Source organism: Microbacterium sp. LEMMJ01, from assembly GCF_002114135.1.
Taxonomy (GTDB): Bacteria; Actinomycetota; Actinomycetes; order Actinomycetales; family Microbacteriaceae; genus Microbacterium.
Genome location: NZ_NCTV01000021.1, coordinates 202,228 through 219,112, shown reverse-complemented (window position 1 = coordinate 219,112; position 16,885 = coordinate 202,228). Strand labels below are relative to the sequence as shown.

Below are 16,885 nucleotides of genomic sequence, written 5' to 3'. Positions count from 1 at the left end.
GGTCACACCTTCTGCTTCCCGAGCCGGGAGGTGGCCGCGAGCACGAGCATCACGCCCGCGAACAGCAGCACGGCCTGCGCCGCCGCGAACGCCCAGTCGAGGTTGGTGGTCGCGTCGACGTAGATCGTCTGTGCGAACACGGGGATCTGCGAGCCGCCGATGAAGCGGGGGGTGATGAAGGAGCTCACCGAGAGCACGAACACCAGGGAGGCGCCGGCGACGATGCCGGGCACCGACAGCGGCAGCACGACGTGCCGCAGCGTGCGCCAGAATCCGGCGCCGAGGGTGCGAGAGGCCTCCTCCAGCTGCGGACGGATGCCGGAGATGACGCCGAGGATGCTGAGCACGGCGAACGGCAGCAGCACCTGCACCATCGCGATCACGACGCCGGTCTCGGTACCGAGGAATCCCTGCGTGCCGCCGACGAGGAACTCCGCGCCGGGGATCTGCATCATCAGGCCGGACGGCCCCATGAGCACCACCCAGCCGAAGGTGCGGACGACGACGCTCGTCATCAGCGGCAGGATCACCACGATGAGGAGGAAGGAGCGCACCTTCGAGCCGGCGCGCGCCATGATGTACGACAGCGGGACGGCGATGACGAGGGTGATCACCGTCTGGATCACCCCCAGGCGGAGCGATCGCAGCGCCGCCTGGAGGTGATACTCGCTCGCGAACAAGCGGGTGAAGTTGTCGAGGGTGAACCCGCCTGCCGGCGATTGCACGCTCATGAGCAGCATGCCGGCCACCGGGGTGACGAAGGCGAGCGCGAGCAGCACGATCGCCGGCAGGAGCAGGAGCCAGGGCTCCTTACGGGTTCGGACGCTCATTTGGTGATCAGCGCATTCCACTCATCGGTCCACGCCTGACGCGACGCGGCGATGTCGCCCGGGGCGTAGACCACGACGTCGTCGAGCTCGTCGCCGGTGAGCACGGCCTCGGCCGCCTCGTCCGACAGCTCGGCCTTCGTGTTGACGGGGGAGTAGCGCATGTTCTCCGCGAAGACGGCCTGCGCTTCGGGGCGCAGCTCGTAGTCGATGAAGAGCGTCGCCAGCTCGGGGTTGTCCCGACCCTCGACGACGTTCGCCGTGATGAGCGACGCGGTGGCGCCCTCCTCCGGGACGATGAACTCGACGGGGAGACCCGCGTCCTGCAGGGTGCCCGCGTAGTCCATCGCGTACGGGGCCAGCCAGGTGCCGCGCTGGGCGAAGGCGGTCTGCAGGTCCGGCGAGGTGGGGACGACGATCGCGTCGCCCGAGGACGCCAGCGCCCCGAGGTCGGCGATGGCCGCGGACGGGTCCTCGATGCCACCCCCGAGCGCGTCGGCCACGCGGAGCATCGACAGCACCCCGTAGGTGTTCGAGAAGTCCGTCAGGGCGACGTGACCGGCGTAGGCGTCGTCGAAGAGGTCTTCCCAGGACGTCGGCGCCGGGGCGTCGGCCTCGGTGTTGTAGACGAGCCCGATGGGCGCGAGCTGGATGACCGGACCCTCCCCACGCTCGAGGCCGGCGGTCGCGATGTCGATGAGGTCCCCCGACGCGGACAGGTCGTCGGCGGCGATCGGGGCGATGAGGCCCTGCTCCGCGGCGGTGAACTCCTGTCCGCCGGAGAAGTGCACGACATCGATCTGCGGGCTCGCCTTCTGGGCGGTGACCTGGGCGAGGGCGTCGGCGCTGTACAGGGTGATCAGCTCGACCTTCGCTCCGGTCTCCTCCTCGAACGGGTCGACGACGGCCTCGATGAAGGCCTTCTCCCAGTCTCCGCCGAACGACGTGACGACCAGGGTCTCGCCGGCGAACTCCTTGTCACCACCGGACGAGGACTCGCCGTCGCCGGACGCGCAGCCGGCGAGGGCGAGGGCACCGGTGGCGACGAGCGCGCCGGCGGTGAGGATTCTGCGGGTGTTCATGCACTGCTCCTTCGGGATGGGTCCAGCACGGGGGGTGGACGCCTAGACCAGGCGTCCGATGGTGAGCTGCTTCGCTCCGTCGATGCGGATCGCGGCGCTCTCCTGAGCGAACTCCGCGAGTCCTTCGGTGATGCCGGCCCAGATGTTGACCGGTGTCCATCCGAGGGGGCCGAGAATACGGGCACCACGATCGTAGAAGACTCCGATCTCGTACCACTCGAACGGCAGTCCGCCCATCTGCATGGGGCGCTGCCAGTACCACTGCAGGTCACCCGGTGCGGGCACGACCTGCTGGTTCTCCGCGGGCACGGCCTCGGGGTCGAAGTTCTGGGCCTCCTCGGGAAGACCGACCATGACCTCGGGTCCGGCGTACATCGCGTGCATCGCCTGCATGGTGACCGGCTTCTCCAGCGCGCCCCACATCGCCTCGCACGTGCGAGGAGCGAGGTCCTCGAACAGGGTGGCGACGGCGCGGACGCCGTTCTCGTACTCGAGGAAGACCTGCTTGGTCATCGTGTTCCTTTCTGGCCAGCGGACGGTTCCGCTGCGCGTTCACGGGCGGCCGCGACGAACGCCGCGAACAGCGGGCGCTCCTCGGCGGCCTCTTCGGGGGCTGTCATCTTCTCGGGGTGCCACTGCACCGCCCAGAAGGCCCAGTCGTCGTCCGACTCGACGGCTTCGACGATGCCGTCAGGAGCCCAGGCGACGGGGCGCAGCCCGGGGGCCGGGGTGTCGACGGACTGGTGGTGGATGGTGTTGACGGTCCGCGTCGTCGTCCCGTAGAGCGCGGCGAGCCTGCTGTCCTCCGCGAACGCGACGGCGTGCCGGGCGGAGAGCTGCTCGTCTGCTCCTCGCACCGGGTGATGGTCGGCCGTGGCGGGGATGTCGACGATGAGGGAGCCGCCGAACGCGACGGTGCAGACCTGGAGCCCGCGGCAGATCGCCAGCACCGGCAGGCCGCGTTCCCGGGCACCAAGGGCGAGCGCGATCTCGTAGCCGTCGCGGGCCGAGTCGTACGACTTCCCGTCCTGGGGCTCGGCGCCGTAGTGCGAGGGGTGCAGATCCTCCCCGCCGGAGAGCACCAGCCCGTCGAGCCGATCGAGGACCTCGTCGACACCGGCGGTCGGCGGCAGCAGCACGACGGCGCCGCCGGCGGCCTCGATCGGCGTGGCGTACTCGGTGCCGAGGCTGTGCGCGGGGCGGCCCGTGCCGAGGTCGGTGTCGATGGCGCGGCGCCAGGTGGTGATGCCGATGAGCGGGCGGGTCACGACAGCTCGATCCACGTGGTCTTCAGGTCGGTGAACTTCTCCATCGCGTGCAGACTCTTGTCGCGCCCGAAGCCGGAGCCCTTGACCCCGCCGAAGGGGATGGTCATGTCGCCCTCCTCGAAGCAGTTGACCCAGACGACACCCGCCCGCAGCCGGCGGGAGAGGGTGTGCACGGCGTTGAGGTCGGTGCTCCACAGCGCGGCGGCGAGGCCGTACTCGGTGCCGTTGGCGATGGCGAGGGCGTCCTCGACGTCGTCGTACGCGATGACCGACAGCACGGGGCCGAAGACCTCGCGCTGCGCCACCTCGTGCGCGGGGGTCACGCCGAGCACGACGGGGGCGAAGTAGCTGCCGCCGTCGACGGCGGAGAACCGTTCGGTGCTGCCGGCCGCGAGCTCGGCGCCGTCGGCCTCCGCGCGCTCGACGAACCCGGCGATCCCGGCGAGCTGCTTCTCGCTGACGATCGCCCCCATCGACGTGGACACGTCGAACGGGTCTGCGGGAAGGCTCGTGCGGGCGACCTCGGCGGCGATCTCCAGGGCCCTGTCGTAGTGCGCGCGGGGGACGAGCAGCCGGGACGAGGCCGTGCACATCTGCCCCTGGTTGTAGAAGCAGCCGTCGGCCGTGGCCCGGACCGCCCGCTCCAGATCGGCGTCCGGGAGCACGAGGCTCGCCGTCTTGCCGCCGAGCTCCGGCCACACGCGCTTGCCGTTCGACGCCGCGGCGTATCCGAGGAACCGGCGGCCGACCTCGGGCGAGCCCGTGAACGTGACGACGTCGACATCGGGGTGCTCGCCGAGTGCGCGGCCGGCGACGTGGCCGGCGCCGGGGGTGACGTTCAGCACGCCGGCCGGGAGGCCGGCCTCGTGGGCGAGCTCGGCCAGGCGCAGGGCCGAGAAGGTGGTGTGCTCGGCGGGCTTGAGGACGACGCTGTTGCCGACGGCGAGAGCGGGGGCGAGCTTCCAGGCCGTCATCGTGAGCGGGAAGTTCCACGGCACGACCGCGGCGACGACGCCGGCCGGTTCGCGGGTGACGAGCGCGAGGCTGTTCGGGGCGGTGACGGGGAGCTCGTCGAGCACCTTGTCTGCGGCCTCGCCGTACCAGCGGAAGCAGTTCACGACCGCGCGGAGTTCGGTCTGCAGCGCCTCGCGCACGGGCTTGCCCATCTCGAGGGAGATGGTGAGGGCGAGTTCTTCGGCGTTGTCGTGGATCTTCTGCGCGAAGGCGATCAGCAGCTGGCCGCGCTCCCGGGGGGCGATGCGCGACCAGACGCCCGCGTCGAACGCGGCACGGGCGGAGCGGACCGCGCGGTCGATGTCGGCGGCGGAGGCGGCCGCGATCGGAGGCAGTGCCCGGCCGTCGCGGGGGCTGATCGGTGCGAGGGGCTCGGCGGCCCCGTCCTCCCAGGAGCCGTCGATGAACATGCGGGTGTGCAGCGACAGCGCCGCCGCGCGGTCCGCCCAGTCGTCTCCAGTTGCCGTGAACACGGTCGTCCTCTCCAGGGGTGAAGGCCCTGGAAGGGATACTCGCTCTATTTCGCCATTGCGTCAAGGCAATGCGAACGATTCCGCCATTTCTTTACACGTCCGTAACAGAATCGGCCTACAAGCGGATGGCTCCCGTCGGCATGTCCTGCGCCAGCGCCGCCGGCGCCTCGTCCACGATCAGCGACCCGCGGAGCACCGGCGTGATGACGACGAGCGACTCCACGACCTCCAGCCCGTCGTGGCCCGCCACTGCGGGACCGGTGAGGAAGTCGTAGAACTCGTCCGCGTCGCGCACGAGCACGTTCATGAGGAGCTGCGACGTGCCGGTCGTCGCGACGATGAACTTCACCTCGGGGGCGGCGGCGAGGGCGGATCCCACCTTCTCCAGCCGATCCATCGGCACCCGCAGCCACACGAGTGCCTCCAGCCCGAGGCCGAAGAGGCTCGGGACGATCTCCGTGCGGGGGTGCATGAGACCGCGGCGGTTGAGGGACTCCATCCGTCGACGCGTCGTGGTGACGTTCAGTCCGAGCGCGCGGGCGAGCTGTGCCACGGGCATCCGTCCGTCCTTCAGCAGGAGCCGGATCAGCGCTTCCTCGTCCTCGCTCAAGGCGTCCGCCGGGTCGACCTCGGATCCCGAGGACTCGTCCAGCATGCGCACCTGCTCGTCGGACAGCACGCCCACCCGCCAGTCGTGTCCGGAGCGGAAGAACTTCAGCACCGTGGTGACGTTGATCGACGCGATGCCCTCCACCTCGGGGAAGTCGGTGAAGAGCAGCTCGCGGATCGATGCGTCGTCGTGGGGGAGGAGCATGCCGGCGATGTCGCTGCTGCCCTCGAGGACCGACACGGACGACGCGTCGGCACGACGGGCGAGGGTGCGGGCGACGTGCCAGAGCGCATGCGGTTCGGTCGTGATCCGGAACAGGACGGCGCGCGCATGGAGCACGCGCGCGGGGTCGACGTAGGTCGAGACGCGCACGAGCCCGCGGTCCAGGAGACGCTGTCCGCGGCGGGCGACCGTCCGCTCCGGGAGGTCGACCACGCGGGCGATCTCGCCCCAGGACGCGCGGCCGTTCACCTGCAGGGCCGCCGCGACGATCCGATCGGTCTCATCGGCCAGGGCATCGTTCGCGGGCACGGGTTCTCCTTCGCGGGTCGGGCACGTGAAGGTTATCCCAGACCCGGAGGGGACCGGTGCATGGTCCGAGGCGAGAGCCGGGAGAGACGGCACGGGCGCCGCCGGAGGACCGGCGGCGCCCGCGGAGGGACAGACGACCGGGTTACCCGGCGTCCGTCGTCTCGACGACCGCGGTCGCACGACGGCGACGCAGCGCGAACAGGCCGAGGCCGGCGGCGAGCAGCACGATGGCGCCGATGACGAACGGCGTGCTGTCCGCACCGGTCGTCGCGAGGTCGCCGTCGGTCGCGCCGCCCGAGTCGCTCTCACCGGGGGCGATCGCACCGCCGTCAGCCGCTGCGGTCACGGTGAGGGAGGCCGTCACTTCGGTGCCGTCGGGGAGGATCACGGCGAGGGTGTGCGTCCCCGCCGGGGTGGCCGCGGGGATGGTGACGGTGCGCGAGAACGTGCCGTCGGCCGCGACCGTGACCGTACCGAGCGCGACCGGGTCGGACCGCAGCTCGAGGGCGAGCTCCGCGCCGGCCGCGAAGCCGCTTCCGGACACCGCGAGCGTGCCGCCGGCCGCGACCGAGGACGCGCCCAGCTCGACCGCCGCGGGCTTCTCCGGCTCCGGCTCCTCCGTGACCGGCGGAGTGACACCGGCCTCGGTGACCCACTTCTCACCGGCATCCGACTTGGTCACCGTGAACGTGTCGTAGACGGCGCCGACGGGGAGGTCGGTCGTGGCGTCCGGCTGCTTCTCGGCGAGGTACGACCGATAGACGAGCTGGTTCTTCGAGACGTCGATCACCTGGTACGTCGTCACGCCCTGACCGCGCAGCACCTGGGTGGCGCCGTTGTTGGTCCAGACGTTCTTCTCCGGGGTCTCCAGGTCGTAGTGCTTCGCGCCGGAGTTCGACACGACGTAGACCGGACCGGTGGTGAGGCCCGGAGTCTCGGTCGCATCCGTGTTCACGTAGCCGCGGGCGTACGTGTGGTCGTGGCCCATGAGCACGAGATCGATGTCGTTGCGCTGGAAGACGGGCAGCCACTCGGCGCGGAGCACCGGCTCGTCACGACCGGCCGAGGCCGAGAAGACCGGCTGGTGGAACGTGACGACGTTCCACTTCGACGGGCTGTTCTGCAGCAGCAGGTCGAGCCAGGCGGCCTGGAAGCGCGTCCACAGGGTGCCGATCTGGGACGACGGGCACTCCGCCCCCGTGCAGGACGGGAGCCCGGCCGGGGTGAGGAAGGTCGTGTCGCGGGTCGCGTTCAGGGTGATGAAACGGACGCCCTGGTAGTCGGTGTAGTACGCGGTCTCGGCGGCGAACGAGCTCCAGTGGTCGAAGAACGCGCGGTACTGCTGCGCGACCTCGGAGTCGCCCTTCGCGAGGTTCGCCAGCTCGCCGATCGAGCTCGTCGACGGGTTGTTGTGCGGGTACTCGAACGCGGCCTTCCACGCCGTGAGCAGCTTGTCGCCCGAGTACTCGTGGTTGCCGGGGGCGGCCATGACGTTGGTGCGGACCGCCGAGTCCTTCATGCCTTGGAACCAGTTCAGCCACTCGTTCTCGTTGCTGGAGGTGTTGATGAGGTCGCCGGCGTGCACGGAGCCGATCGAGCGAGGAGCGTGTGCCTCGGCCTGCTTCACGACGCTCGGCCATGTGGTGTCGAGACCGATCTGGGCGTCGCCGTAGTAGATGAACTGGAAGTCGTTCGCCTTCGGGTCGGCGGTGCGGAACTCGTACCAGTCGCTCCAGCTCCCGGGGAGACCCACCCGGTAGCGGTACGCCGTGGCGGGGGTGAGGTCGGTGACCGTGGCCGAGAAGTGCTTGTTCGGGTTGCCGTTCACGACACCGGCGTCGTACGCGTCGACCGTGCGGGTGGCACCACCGGTCGCGAGGCCGATCTCGACCTGGCCGACCGTGTGCGAGGCGTCGCCGGCGAGCCAGGAGAACGACTGCGACACCTCCGGCTTCTCTGTCGGGGTGAGGATGACGCGGGTCGGCGGGGCGACCACGGGCGTGCCGGGGTCGGAGGCCTTCACGAGGGTGAGCGACGACATGTCGAAGTAGATGTCGGAGCTGGACGCGCGGTCCTGGAACAGCGACACGGCGATCGTGTTCGTGCCGTCACGGAGCAGGTCGCCCTCGGCGCTGAACGTGCTGGTGAGCGGGTCACCGTTGGAGTCGCCGGCATACTCGACGTTGGTGGTGTCGGTGATGCGGCCGTCGACGTAGCGGGCGACTTCCTCGCCGTTGATCCAGACGATGATGGCGTCATCGTAGGTGATGGTGCTCTGCAGAGCGGCGACCTGCTCGGCGACGCCGGCTTCGAGTTCGAACGTCGTCCGAAAGAAGTAGGTGGGCACGGTCGGGGCCGCGGTGCCGTCGAGGTAGTGGTTGAGGAGCGTCTTCGGCGTCTGCGGGCCGACGGGGGCGAGCTTCCCGCCCTTGGCGCCGAACGAGCCCGGTGCGGTCTTCCACCCGCTGTCGTCGTAGGCCGGCAGGGTCCAATCGCGCAGCGCGGCCGGGGCAGGGGACGGGTCGGAGCCGTCGTCGAGGTAATGCCAGGGGGTGTCGCCGGTGACGAGCGATCCGGTGGGCACCTCGGGGTCGGGCGCGGCGAGGGCCGCGGGGGCGACGACGGCGCCGCCGAGCACGGCGAGCAGCGCGACGGACGTCAGTCCGCGACGCCGCCACCGCACCGCAGGGGTGGGGGAGGTCATGTCTGTCCTTCGTGGGTGGGTGTCCGTGCTCAGCCGCACGGGGCGCCCCCAGCCCAGCGGAGCCGGATGACCGCGGTCTGACATCGAGGCGACGGGGAGGTGAACGCGCTCGCGGGCGGGCACCGCTTCGGAGATCGCCCGAGACACGCCGGGGTACCGGCTCGGAGCCGGCGCGTCGGCCGGAGGCTCCGAAGTCGTGCCCGGTCCGGAAGGGGTGGAAAGCGGGCCGGTACGCTGGAACCCATGCTCAACATGGCCGACGGCCTCGCCCGTCTCGGCGCGCTCGCCGAGAATCCCGTCGTCCGTACCCTCGCGGAGGCCTTCGACGAAGCCGGTTTCGAGCTCGCCGTCGTCGGCGGTCCGGTCCGCGATGCGCTGCTCGGCCGCGAGACGCACGACCTCGACTTCACGACGAGCGCCTCGCCGGACGAGATCCTCGCGATCGTGAAGCCGGTCGCCTCCGCGCACTGGGACATCGGCCGGGCCTTCGGGACCATCGGCGCCCGGGTGCGGGGCGAGCAGGTCGAGATCACCACCTATCGCGCCGACAGCTACGACGGCGTGACGCGCAAGCCCACCGTGGAGTTCGGCGACTCGATCGACGGCGACCTCGTCCGCCGCGACTTCACGGTCAACGCGATGGCCCTCCAGGTGCCCGCGGTGAAGCTCGTCGACCCGACCGGCGGGGTCGAGGACCTCGTGGCGGGCGTGCTGCGGACACCCGCGGATCCCCGGGTGTCGTTCGGCGACGACCCGCTCCGGATGCTGCGCGCCGCCCGGTTCAGCGCGCAGCTCGGCTTCACGGTGGAGGAGGACACGGAGCGGGCGATCACCGAGCTCCGCGAGACCCTGACGATCGTGAGCCCGGAGCGCGTGCAGTCCGAGCTCGTGCGCCTCATGCAGACCGACGACCCCGTCCGCGGCATCCGGGTGCTGGTGGAGACCGGACTCATCGAGGAGTTCCTCCCCGAGGTCAGCGCCCTCAAGCTCGAGGTCGACGAGCACCACCACCACAAGGACGTCTACGAGCACTCGCTCACGGTGCTCCGTCAGGCCATCGCGCTCGAGCACGCCAGGAACCCCGGGGCCGCTCCGGACGTGCCGCTGCGGATCGCGGCTCTGCTCCACGACATCGGCAAGCCCCGCACGCGCAAGCTCGAGCCGGGTGGCGCGGTGACCTTCCACCACCACGACGTCGTCGGCGCCCGGATGGCCCGCAAGCGGCTGCAGGCCCTGCGCTTCGACTCGGCGACCACGGACGCCGTCGCGACCCTGATCGAGCTGCATCTGCGGTTCTTCGGCTATGCGGAGGGGGCGTGGACGGATGCCGCCGTGCGTCGCTACGTCCGCGATGCCGGGGACCTGCTGGAGCGGCTGCACATCCTCACGCGCGCCGACGTCACCACGCGGAACAAGCGCAAGGCCGCGCGGCTCGCCGCCGCCTACGACGACATCGAGTCCCGGATCGCGGCTCTTCGCGAGCAGGAGGAGCTCGACGCGATCCGTCCGGAGCTCGACGGCAACCGCATCCAGGAGGTCCTCGGCATCTCTCCGGGCCGGGAGGTCGGCGAGGCGTACCGGTTCCTCCTCGATCTGCGCCTCGATGAGGGCGTCCTGGGCGACGACGTCGCGGAGCAGCGTCTCCGCGAGTGGTGGGCTTCGCGCGGCTGACTTCTGCCGACCCACCCCCTTGCGTGCCTCCCGGCCCCCTGCGCCCGCACGTAAAGGGCCGGGCCGACCGCAGAGGGGTGGGTCGACCTCAGTTGATGATGGCGGCGGCGTCCGGGGGGAGAGTCAGGAGCGTGGGGGTGCTCGACGCGGGGGCGGTTGTGAGGAGGAGTTCGGCCGTCGAGGGCACCGCGAACGTTGCGGGGGTGGGGGAGAGGTTCACGAGCACCGACACTCCTCCGCGATCGATGCGGTAGACGCGGTGCTCGGGGCGGCCGTCCGTCTCCCGGACCTCGACCGTCGTGTGCGCGGAGTCCGGGTCGGTGAGCTCCGGTCGCGCTCGCCGCAGTCGCGCGAGGTCGCGGTACAGCGCCAGGAGCCGGGCGTTCACCGGCGCCTCGGCCTCCGCCCAGTCGAGGTGCGAGCGACGGAAGGTGTCGGGATCCTGCGGGTCGGGCACCGCATCCGGATCCCAGCCCATGCGGGCGAACTCCGCCGTGCGACCCTCGGCGACCGCGCGGCCGAGTTCGGGCTCGGGGTGGGCGGTGAAGAACTGCCACGGTGTCGTCGCGCCCCACTCCTCGCCCATGAAGAGCATCGGGGTGCCCGGGGCCGTCAGCGTGAGGACGGCGGCCACCGCGAGCCGATCGGGGGACAGGGTGGCGGAGAGCCGGTCCCCGGCCGCGCGGTTCCCGATCTGGTCGTGATCCTGCGCGAAGGTCACCAGCCGCCAGCTCGGCACCTCGGCCGGGATCGGGGACCCGTGCGGACGGTCGCGGAAGGACGAGAAGGTGCCGTCGTGGAAGAACCCGCCCTTGGTCACCTTGGCCACCGCCTCGGCTGCGGCGAAGTCGGCGTAGTACCCGGCGGTCTCCCCGGTGAGTGCGACGTGCACGGCGTGGTGCCAGTCGTCCGACCACTGCGCCGTGAGTCCGTAGCCCCCGGCTTCCCGCGGCAGGATGAGCGTCGGGTCGTTGAGGTCGGACTCGGCGATGAGGGTCAGCGGCCGATTCTGCTGCGCGGAGAGGGCGTCCACCCGTTCGGAGAGCTCCCGCAGCAGGTGCACGGGCCGCCGGTCGTGCAGGGCGTGCACGGCGTCGAGGCGGAGCCCGTCGACGTGGAAGTCGCGCAGCCACATCAGGGCGTTGTCGAGGATGTACTCCCGCACCGCGTCCTCGTCGAGGTTCACCGAGTCGCCCCACGTGTTGCTCTCGCCCTCGCGCAGGTACGGACCGAAGAGGGGGAGGTAGTTCCCGCTCGGACCGAGGTGGTTGTAGACCACGTCCTGCACGACGGCGAGCCCGTGCGCGTGGGCGGCGTCGACGAACCGCTGGTACGCCGCGGGACCGCCGTACTCCTCCTGCACCGCGTACCAGAGCACGCCGTCGTACCCCCAATTCCAGGCGCCGTTGAAGGCGTTGACGGGCAGCAGCTCGACGTGGGTGACGCCGAGGTCGACGAGATGCGCCAGGCGGCCGATCGCCGCGTCCAGCGTGCCCTCCGGCGTGAAGGTGCCGAGGTGCAGCTCGTAGATCAGCCCGCCCGCGAGCTGCCGTCCGGTCCAGGAGGCGTCGGTCCAGGCGAAGGCCGCGGGGTCGAACGCCGCCGAGGCGCCGTGCACGCCGTCCGGTTGCCGCCGCGACCGAGGGTCCGGACGCAGGTCGTCGCCGTCGTCGAGCAGGAACCCGTAGCGCTCGCCGTCCGCGAGGACGAGGTCGGCGGTCCAGTGCCCCTCAGTGGTCGCCGTGAGTTCCCGCTCCTCCACGGTCGCGCCCGCGGCGTCGAGGCGTCGCACCCGCACACGCCTCGCCCGCGGCGCCCACACCGAGATCATCGGGCCAGCTCGATCAGCGCGACCGGATACGTGTCGAGCAGTTCCGCCAGCCGCACCGGTCCGGGCGGGATCCGCCGACCGGTGAGGAGATCCGTCCCCGGCAGCTCCGGGCGCATCAGGACGGTGTCGCCCCAGCCGCCGCGGCGCGCCAGCGTCACCGGCAGCCGCGTGGCCACGGCGGTCGCGCCGCCGCGGTGCACGGCGACGGCGTGGTCGGCGGCCGCGCCCTCGACGACGGCCGGCCGGTAGAAGCGGAACAGCTCCGGGTTGTCCCGCCGCAGTCGCAGGGCCCGCGAGGTCACCAGCAGCTTCGCGGCACCGGAGTCGTCGATGGGCGGGAGCACACCGCGGGCGTGGTCCGCGTCGAGCTCCCGCAGCATCCGGGCGCGCAGAGCGAAGTCCACGGGTCGACGGTTGTCGGGGTCGACGAGCGAGAGGTCCCACAGCTCGGTGCCCTGGTAGACGTCGGGCACGCCGGGACCGGTGAGCTGCAACAGCTTGGCGGAGAGGGAGTTCGAACGGCCCGCATCGACGATCTCCGCCACGAACCGGTCGAGGATCGGCGCGGCGTCGCCCTCCACGGATCGCGCGATCGCGGCCAGACCCTCCTCGAAGGCCGCGTCCGGATGCTGCCAGGTGGTCCGCTCGGCGGCCTCGCGCGCGGCCTTGGTGGCATAGGCGAGGAGCCGGTCGGAGGGCAGCGGCCAGGCTCCGACGGCGGCCTGCCAGATCAGCGCGTCGAGGGGACCGTGTCCGGTGGTCGCGACGGCGCGCAGCTCCGCCAGCACCTCGCCCCACCGCTCCGGGATCTCCGAGAGCACGGACAGGCGTGCCCGCACGTCCTCCGAGCGCTTCGTGTCGTGCGTGGAGAGCGTCGTCATCGAGTGCGGCCAGGCGGCCAGTCGTGCCCGCTGCGCGTCGTGGAACTCCTCGACCGACAGGGCGGGGATCGACGGATCGGCGCCGACCTCGGTCAGCGTCCCGAGGCGGGTGAACCGGTAGAACGCGGTGTCCTCCACGCCCTTCGCCATCACGGCGCCGCTCACCTGCGGGAACCGCTGCGCGACCTCGAGCGAGGGGTCGACCAGGAGCGGTTCGAGCGCCGCGAAGGCGGCGGAGAGGTCGGGGCGTCGACGCAGGGCCTCCGCGAAGGCGGCGCACAGGTGCTCGCGACCTTCGGGGAGATAGGAGCGGTACACGGGGAAGCAGGCGAGGAGCTCGGCGAGGGCGTCGTCGGCGTGCACGATACCGTGGGGGAGCGTGCGGACCAGGCGGCGCACCTCCGCGGCCAGGAGCGTGTCGGCGATCATCCGCTTCGTGTCGTGGATGAGGTCGTGCCAGGGGAGCGCGTCCGGGAGGCCGGTCTCCGCGCGGAGCCGGGCGTCCAGCCGGTCCAGCGCCGCGACACCCTCCGCGTCGACGAACAGGCGGTCGAGCTCGGCCAGCGCGTCGTAGCCGGTCGTGCCGTCGGTGCGCCACCAGGCCGGGAGGGCCTCGCCGGGCTCCAGGATCTTCTCCACGAGCGTGTACGCGCGCCCGGTCGCGTCGGCGAGCTGCTCCAGATACGCACCGGGGTCGACGAGGCCGTCCGGATGATCCACCCGCAGCCCGTCCGCGAGTCCGGTCCGGAGCCAGCGGAGGATCTCCCGATGCGACTCCGCGAAGACGTCGGGACGCTCCACCCGGATGCCGGCGAGTTCGGAGACCGCGAAGAATCGGCGATACGTGAGATCGGTGTTCTGGTCCTCCCAGAATCGCAGCTCGTAGTTCTGGGCCGCCAGGAGTGCCGGGAGGTCGTCGGCCAGCGCCGCGGTGCCGGGGGCGAGCGGCAGCTCGTGCTCGAAGTAGCGCAGCACCCCGTCCGGCGCATCGGCGGCCGGGGTGGTGTCGACGTCGAGTTCGCCGTTCGCGACGACCTCCTCCGGGCTCGCGCCCAGCAGCGGGAGCAGGAGCCGTCCGCCGCCGGCGTCCCAGTCGATGTCGAAGGCGGCGGCATGACGGGTCTTCCGGCCGAGTCGCAGCACCTCCCACCACCACGGGTTCTGCCGCGGCACCGCGACGCCCACATGGTTGGGGACGATGTCGGCGAGGATGCCGAGGCCGGCCGTGCGCGCCGCCGAGGCGAACCGGACGAGACCGTCCTCGCCCCCTCGGTCCGGATCGATGCGCGCGTGGTCGACCACGTCGTAGCCGTGGTTCGAACCCGGCGTCGCCGCCAGCAGCGGCGACAGATACGCCCAGGACGCGCCGAGCTCGGCGAGGTAGCCGACCACATCGGCCGCCGCTTCGAGGGGGAAGCTGCCGCTGATCTGGAGGCGATAGGTCGACAGCGGCCTGTCGGTCATGAGGCGGCCTGTTCGCTCTGCGCGCGGAGCGAGGCGTCGACGGAGTCGTCGGTGTCGACCGGCTCGCCGTCGATCTCCTGCAGCACGAGCATGGCCTTGCCCTCGAGCGGCACGGTGTCGCGGGCGCGGAGGTTCCGGTCGCCCAGCTCGCCGGCGGTGTCCACTGCGACGAGCCATTCCGCACCGTGGCGATCGTCCGGCAGGGCGAGGTCGACGGGCTCGTCGCCGCTGTTGAAGTAGACGAGGAAGTTCACGTCCTCCACGGGTCGCCCTCGCCGGTCGTTCTCGCGGATCCCGCGGCCGTTGAGGAACATGCCGACAGAGCGGCCGAAGCCGGAGTCCCAGTCCTCCGGGGTCATGCGGGCGCCGTCCGGTCGCAGCCACACGACGTCGGGGATGCGCTCGCCGTCCTCGTCCGCGACCGGGCGTCCGTCGAAGAAGCGGCTGCGGCGGAAGGTCGGATGGTCGTGCCGGAGCCGTGCGACCGCCGCCGTGAACTCCACGAGCGGCAGGTCGGCCGCCTCCCAGTCGATCCAGGTGAGCTCGTTGTCCTGCGCGTAGCCGTTGTTGTTGCCGTGCTGCGTGCGGCCGAGCTCGTCGCCGTGGGAGATCATCGGCACGCCCTGCGAGAGCAGCAGCGTCGCGAGGAAGTTCCGCTGCTGACGCGCGCGCCGCCGGTTGATGTCGATGTCGTCGGTCGGTCCCTCCGCGCCCATGTTGTCGGAGCGGTTGTGGGATTCGCCGTCGTTGTTGTCCTCGCCGTTGTCCTCGTTGTGCTTCTCGTTGTAGGAGACGAGGTCGCGCAGCGTGAAGCCGTCGTGCGCGGTCACGAAGTTGATGGAGGCGACGGGTCGTCGGCCGGAGTGCTCGTACAGGTCGGCGGAGCCGGTGAGGCGCGAGGCGAACTCGCCGAGGGCCTGCGGCTCCCCGCGCCAGAAGTCGCGCACGGTGTCGCGGTACTTGCCGTTCCACTCCGTCCACTGCGGCGGGAAGTTGCCCACCTGATAGCCGCCGGGTCCGATGTCCCACGGCTCGGCGATGAGCTTCACCTGGGAGACGATCGGATCCTGCTGCACGAGCTCGAAGAAGGCCGCGAGGCGGTCGACGTCGTAGAACTCGCGGGCGAGGGTCGCCGCGAGGTCGAAGCGGAAGCCGTCGACGTGCATCTCGGTCACCCAGTACCGCAGCGAGTCCATGAGCAGTTGCAGGGCGTGCGGGTTGCCCGCGTTCAGGCTGTTGCCCGTGCCGGTGTAGTCCGTGTAGTACCGCTTGTCCTCTTCGAGCCGGTAGTACGCCTCGTTGTCGATCCCGCGCATCGAGAGCGTCGGACCGAGGTGGTTGCCCTCCGCCGTGTGGTTGTAGACCACGTCGAGGATGACCTCGATGCCGGCCTCGTGGAGCGCGCGCACCATGGCACGGAACTCCTGCACCTGCTGACCGTCCTGGCCGCCGGCGGCATAGGCGTTGTGCGGGGCGAAGAAGCCGAGGGTGTTGTAGCCCCAGTAGTTCGACAGGCCCTTGTCCTGCAGCACCGAGTCGTTGACGAACTGGTGCACGGGCATCAGCTCCAGGGCGGTGACGCCGAGACGCTGGAGGTGCTCGACGACCGCCGGATGCGCGATGCCGGCGTAGGTCCCCCGCAACTCCTCCGGCACCTCGGGATGCCGCTGGGTGAGCCCCTTCACATGGGCCTCGTAGATGACGGTCTCGGCGTACGGCGTCTTCAGCGGCCGGTCGCCGCCCCACTCGAAGAACGGGCTGACGACGACGCCCTTCGCCATCGCGCCCGCGGAATCGTCGTCGTTGCGGGAGTCAGGGTCGCCGAAGTCGTAGCCGAACAGGGACTGACCCCAGTCGATCTCGCCGGCGACGGCTTTGGCGTACGGGTCGAGGAGCAGCTTGTTCGGGTTGAACCGCTGCCCCTGGGCCGGGTCGTAGGGGCCGTGCACCCGGTAGCCGTAGCGCTGTCCCGGCTGAACCGTGGGCAGGTAGCCGTGCCAGACGAAGGCGTCCACCTCCGTGAGGGGCACGCGCGTCTCCGTGCCGTCCGCGTCGAAGAGGCAGAGCTCCACGCGCTCCGCGCCCTCGCTGAAGAGGGCGAAGTTGGTGCCCTGCCCGTCGAAGGTGGCCCCCAGCGGGTAGGCGGACCCGGGCCAGACCTCGCGGCTCATCCGGCGAGGGCGTGGTCGCGCGAACCCGCGGCCATGGCACTGACGATGCTGACGGCATGGTCGTAGTCGTACACCTGAGCGATCTCCACAGCCCGAGGATACGGGTGTCCGAGGTAGCAGACATAGAGCGGCGGCACGACCTCGATGTACCCGACAGGGGCGTCGTGTGCGACGACGTACCGGTCGAAGTCGATCCGCTCGCAGGCCGGCTCGATCGCGGCGGGGTGGGCCGCGTCGGCGCGCTGCGAGGAGCCAGTGCTGGTGGGGGTGTGGACGTTCATGGCGCCTCCTGACTCGTGATGGGACCACGATAGGAACCGGGAACGGATCCGAGAACGGTATTGCCAACCGGGCGTCG

12 protein-coding genes are annotated in these 16,885 nt (G+C 71.0%); 1 reads left to right on the top strand and 11 read right to left on the bottom strand.

Translation table 11 applies throughout. From position 1 onward, the window contains the following. Positions 1-2: 2 nt before the first annotated feature. The 7 genes from B7W94_RS06135 to B7W94_RS06105 form a co-directional block, all read right to left on the bottom strand. On the bottom strand, positions 3-830 hold the full coding sequence (locus B7W94_RS06135; RefSeq protein WP_060921346.1) for an ABC transporter permease: 828 nt from the start codon (positions 828-830) through the stop codon (positions 3-5). Then, entirely contained in the window at positions 827-1,909 is a 1,083-nt protein-coding gene (locus B7W94_RS06130; protein WP_085605288.1) for an ABC transporter substrate-binding protein, read from the bottom strand. The genes B7W94_RS06135 and B7W94_RS06130 overlap by 4 nt, the downstream gene beginning before the upstream one ends. Before the next feature lie 42 nt (positions 1,910-1,951). Further along, on the bottom strand, positions 1,952-2,422 hold the full coding sequence (locus tag B7W94_RS06125; RefSeq protein ID WP_025102846.1) for a DUF3830 family protein: 471 nt from the start codon (positions 2,420-2,422) through the stop codon (positions 1,952-1,954). Continuing rightward, a complete protein-coding gene (locus tag B7W94_RS06120; protein WP_161973055.1) occupies positions 2,419-3,177 on the bottom strand; it encodes a gamma-glutamyl-gamma-aminobutyrate hydrolase family protein in 759 nt (252 codons plus the stop codon). Before B7W94_RS06120 ends, B7W94_RS06125 begins: the two co-directional genes overlap by 4 nt. After that, positions 3,174-4,664 carry an aldehyde dehydrogenase family protein gene (locus B7W94_RS06115; RefSeq protein WP_025102844.1) on the bottom strand — a complete coding sequence of 497 codons (1,491 nt, stop codon included), beginning with the start codon at positions 4,662-4,664 and terminating at the stop codon, positions 3,174-3,176. Before B7W94_RS06115 ends, B7W94_RS06120 begins: the two co-directional genes overlap by 4 nt. Before the next feature lie 115 nt (positions 4,665-4,779). Next, positions 4,780-5,805 (bottom strand): Lrp/AsnC family transcriptional regulator, encoded by a 1,026-nt coding sequence (locus tag B7W94_RS06110; protein ID WP_025102843.1) that lies wholly within the window; start codon positions 5,803-5,805, stop codon positions 4,780-4,782. A 142-nt stretch (positions 5,806-5,947) separates the two neighbouring features. Then, positions 5,948-8,509: a fibronectin type III domain-containing protein gene (locus B7W94_RS06105; RefSeq protein ID WP_085605371.1), complete on the bottom strand. Its 2,562-nt coding sequence runs from the start codon at positions 8,507-8,509 to the stop codon at positions 5,948-5,950. A 243-nt stretch (positions 8,510-8,752) separates the two neighbouring features. On the opposite strand from B7W94_RS06105, the gene B7W94_RS06100 reads away from it, so the two are divergent. Continuing rightward, on the top strand, positions 8,753-10,180 hold the full coding sequence (locus B7W94_RS06100; protein WP_085605285.1) for a CCA tRNA nucleotidyltransferase: 1,428 nt from the start codon (positions 8,753-8,755) through the stop codon (positions 10,178-10,180). Between the two features lie 88 nt (positions 10,181-10,268). Here B7W94_RS06100 and treZ read toward each other — a convergent pair whose 3' ends face one another. Genes treZ through B7W94_RS06080 form a run of 4 tightly spaced genes read right to left on the bottom strand, consistent with a single transcriptional unit; the run spans position 10,269 to position 16,808 of the window. Further along, positions 10,269-12,011, bottom strand: coding sequence for a malto-oligosyltrehalose trehalohydrolase (treZ, locus tag B7W94_RS06095; RefSeq protein WP_085605283.1), 1,743 nt, complete (start codon positions 12,009-12,011; stop codon positions 10,269-10,271). Continuing rightward, positions 12,008-14,356, bottom strand: coding sequence for a malto-oligosyltrehalose synthase (gene treY, locus B7W94_RS06090; RefSeq protein WP_085605281.1), 2,349 nt, complete (start codon positions 14,354-14,356; stop codon positions 12,008-12,010). The genes treZ and treY overlap by 4 nt, the downstream gene beginning before the upstream one ends. Continuing rightward, positions 14,353-16,527 carry a glycogen debranching protein GlgX gene (glgX, locus tag B7W94_RS06085; RefSeq protein ID WP_062765861.1) on the bottom strand — a complete coding sequence of 725 codons (2,175 nt, stop codon included), beginning with the start codon at positions 16,525-16,527 and terminating at the stop codon, positions 14,353-14,355. The genes treY and glgX overlap by 4 nt, the downstream gene beginning before the upstream one ends. Beyond that, on the bottom strand, positions 16,524-16,808 hold the full coding sequence (locus tag B7W94_RS06080) for a hypothetical protein (protein ID WP_025102837.1): 285 nt from the start codon (positions 16,806-16,808) through the stop codon (positions 16,524-16,526). The genes glgX and B7W94_RS06080 overlap by 4 nt, the downstream gene beginning before the upstream one ends. Positions 16,809-16,885 lie beyond the last annotated feature (77 nt).

Excerpts from the sequence above, each read along its gene's own strand:
- treY (WP_085605281.1), bottom strand. The coding sequence starts at position 14,356 with ATGACCGACAGGCCGCTGTCGACCTATCGCCTCCAGATCAGCGGCAGC.
- treZ (WP_085605283.1), bottom strand. The coding sequence starts at position 12,011 with ATGATCTCGGTGTGGGCGCCGCGGGCGAGGCGTGTGCGGGTGCGACGC.
- B7W94_RS06135 (WP_060921346.1), bottom strand. The coding sequence starts at position 830 with ATGAGCGTCCGAACCCGTAAGGAGCCCTGGCTCCTGCTCCTGCCGGCG.
- B7W94_RS06100 (WP_085605285.1), top strand. The coding sequence starts at position 8,753 with ATGCTCAACATGGCCGACGGCCTCGCCCGTCTCGGCGCGCTCGCCGAG.
- B7W94_RS06125 (WP_025102846.1), bottom strand. The coding sequence starts at position 2,422 with ATGACCAAGCAGGTCTTCCTCGAGTACGAGAACGGCGTCCGCGCCGTC.
- glgX (WP_062765861.1), bottom strand. The coding sequence starts at position 16,527 with ATGAGCCGCGAGGTCTGGCCCGGGTCCGCCTACCCGCTGGGGGCCACC.
- B7W94_RS06080 (WP_025102837.1), bottom strand. The coding sequence starts at position 16,808 with ATGAACGTCCACACCCCCACCAGCACTGGCTCCTCGCAGCGCGCCGAC.
- B7W94_RS06130 (WP_085605288.1), bottom strand. The coding sequence starts at position 1,909 with ATGAACACCCGCAGAATCCTCACCGCCGGCGCGCTCGTCGCCACCGGT.
- B7W94_RS06105 (WP_085605371.1), bottom strand. The coding sequence starts at position 8,509 with ATGACCTCCCCCACCCCTGCGGTGCGGTGGCGGCGTCGCGGACTGACG.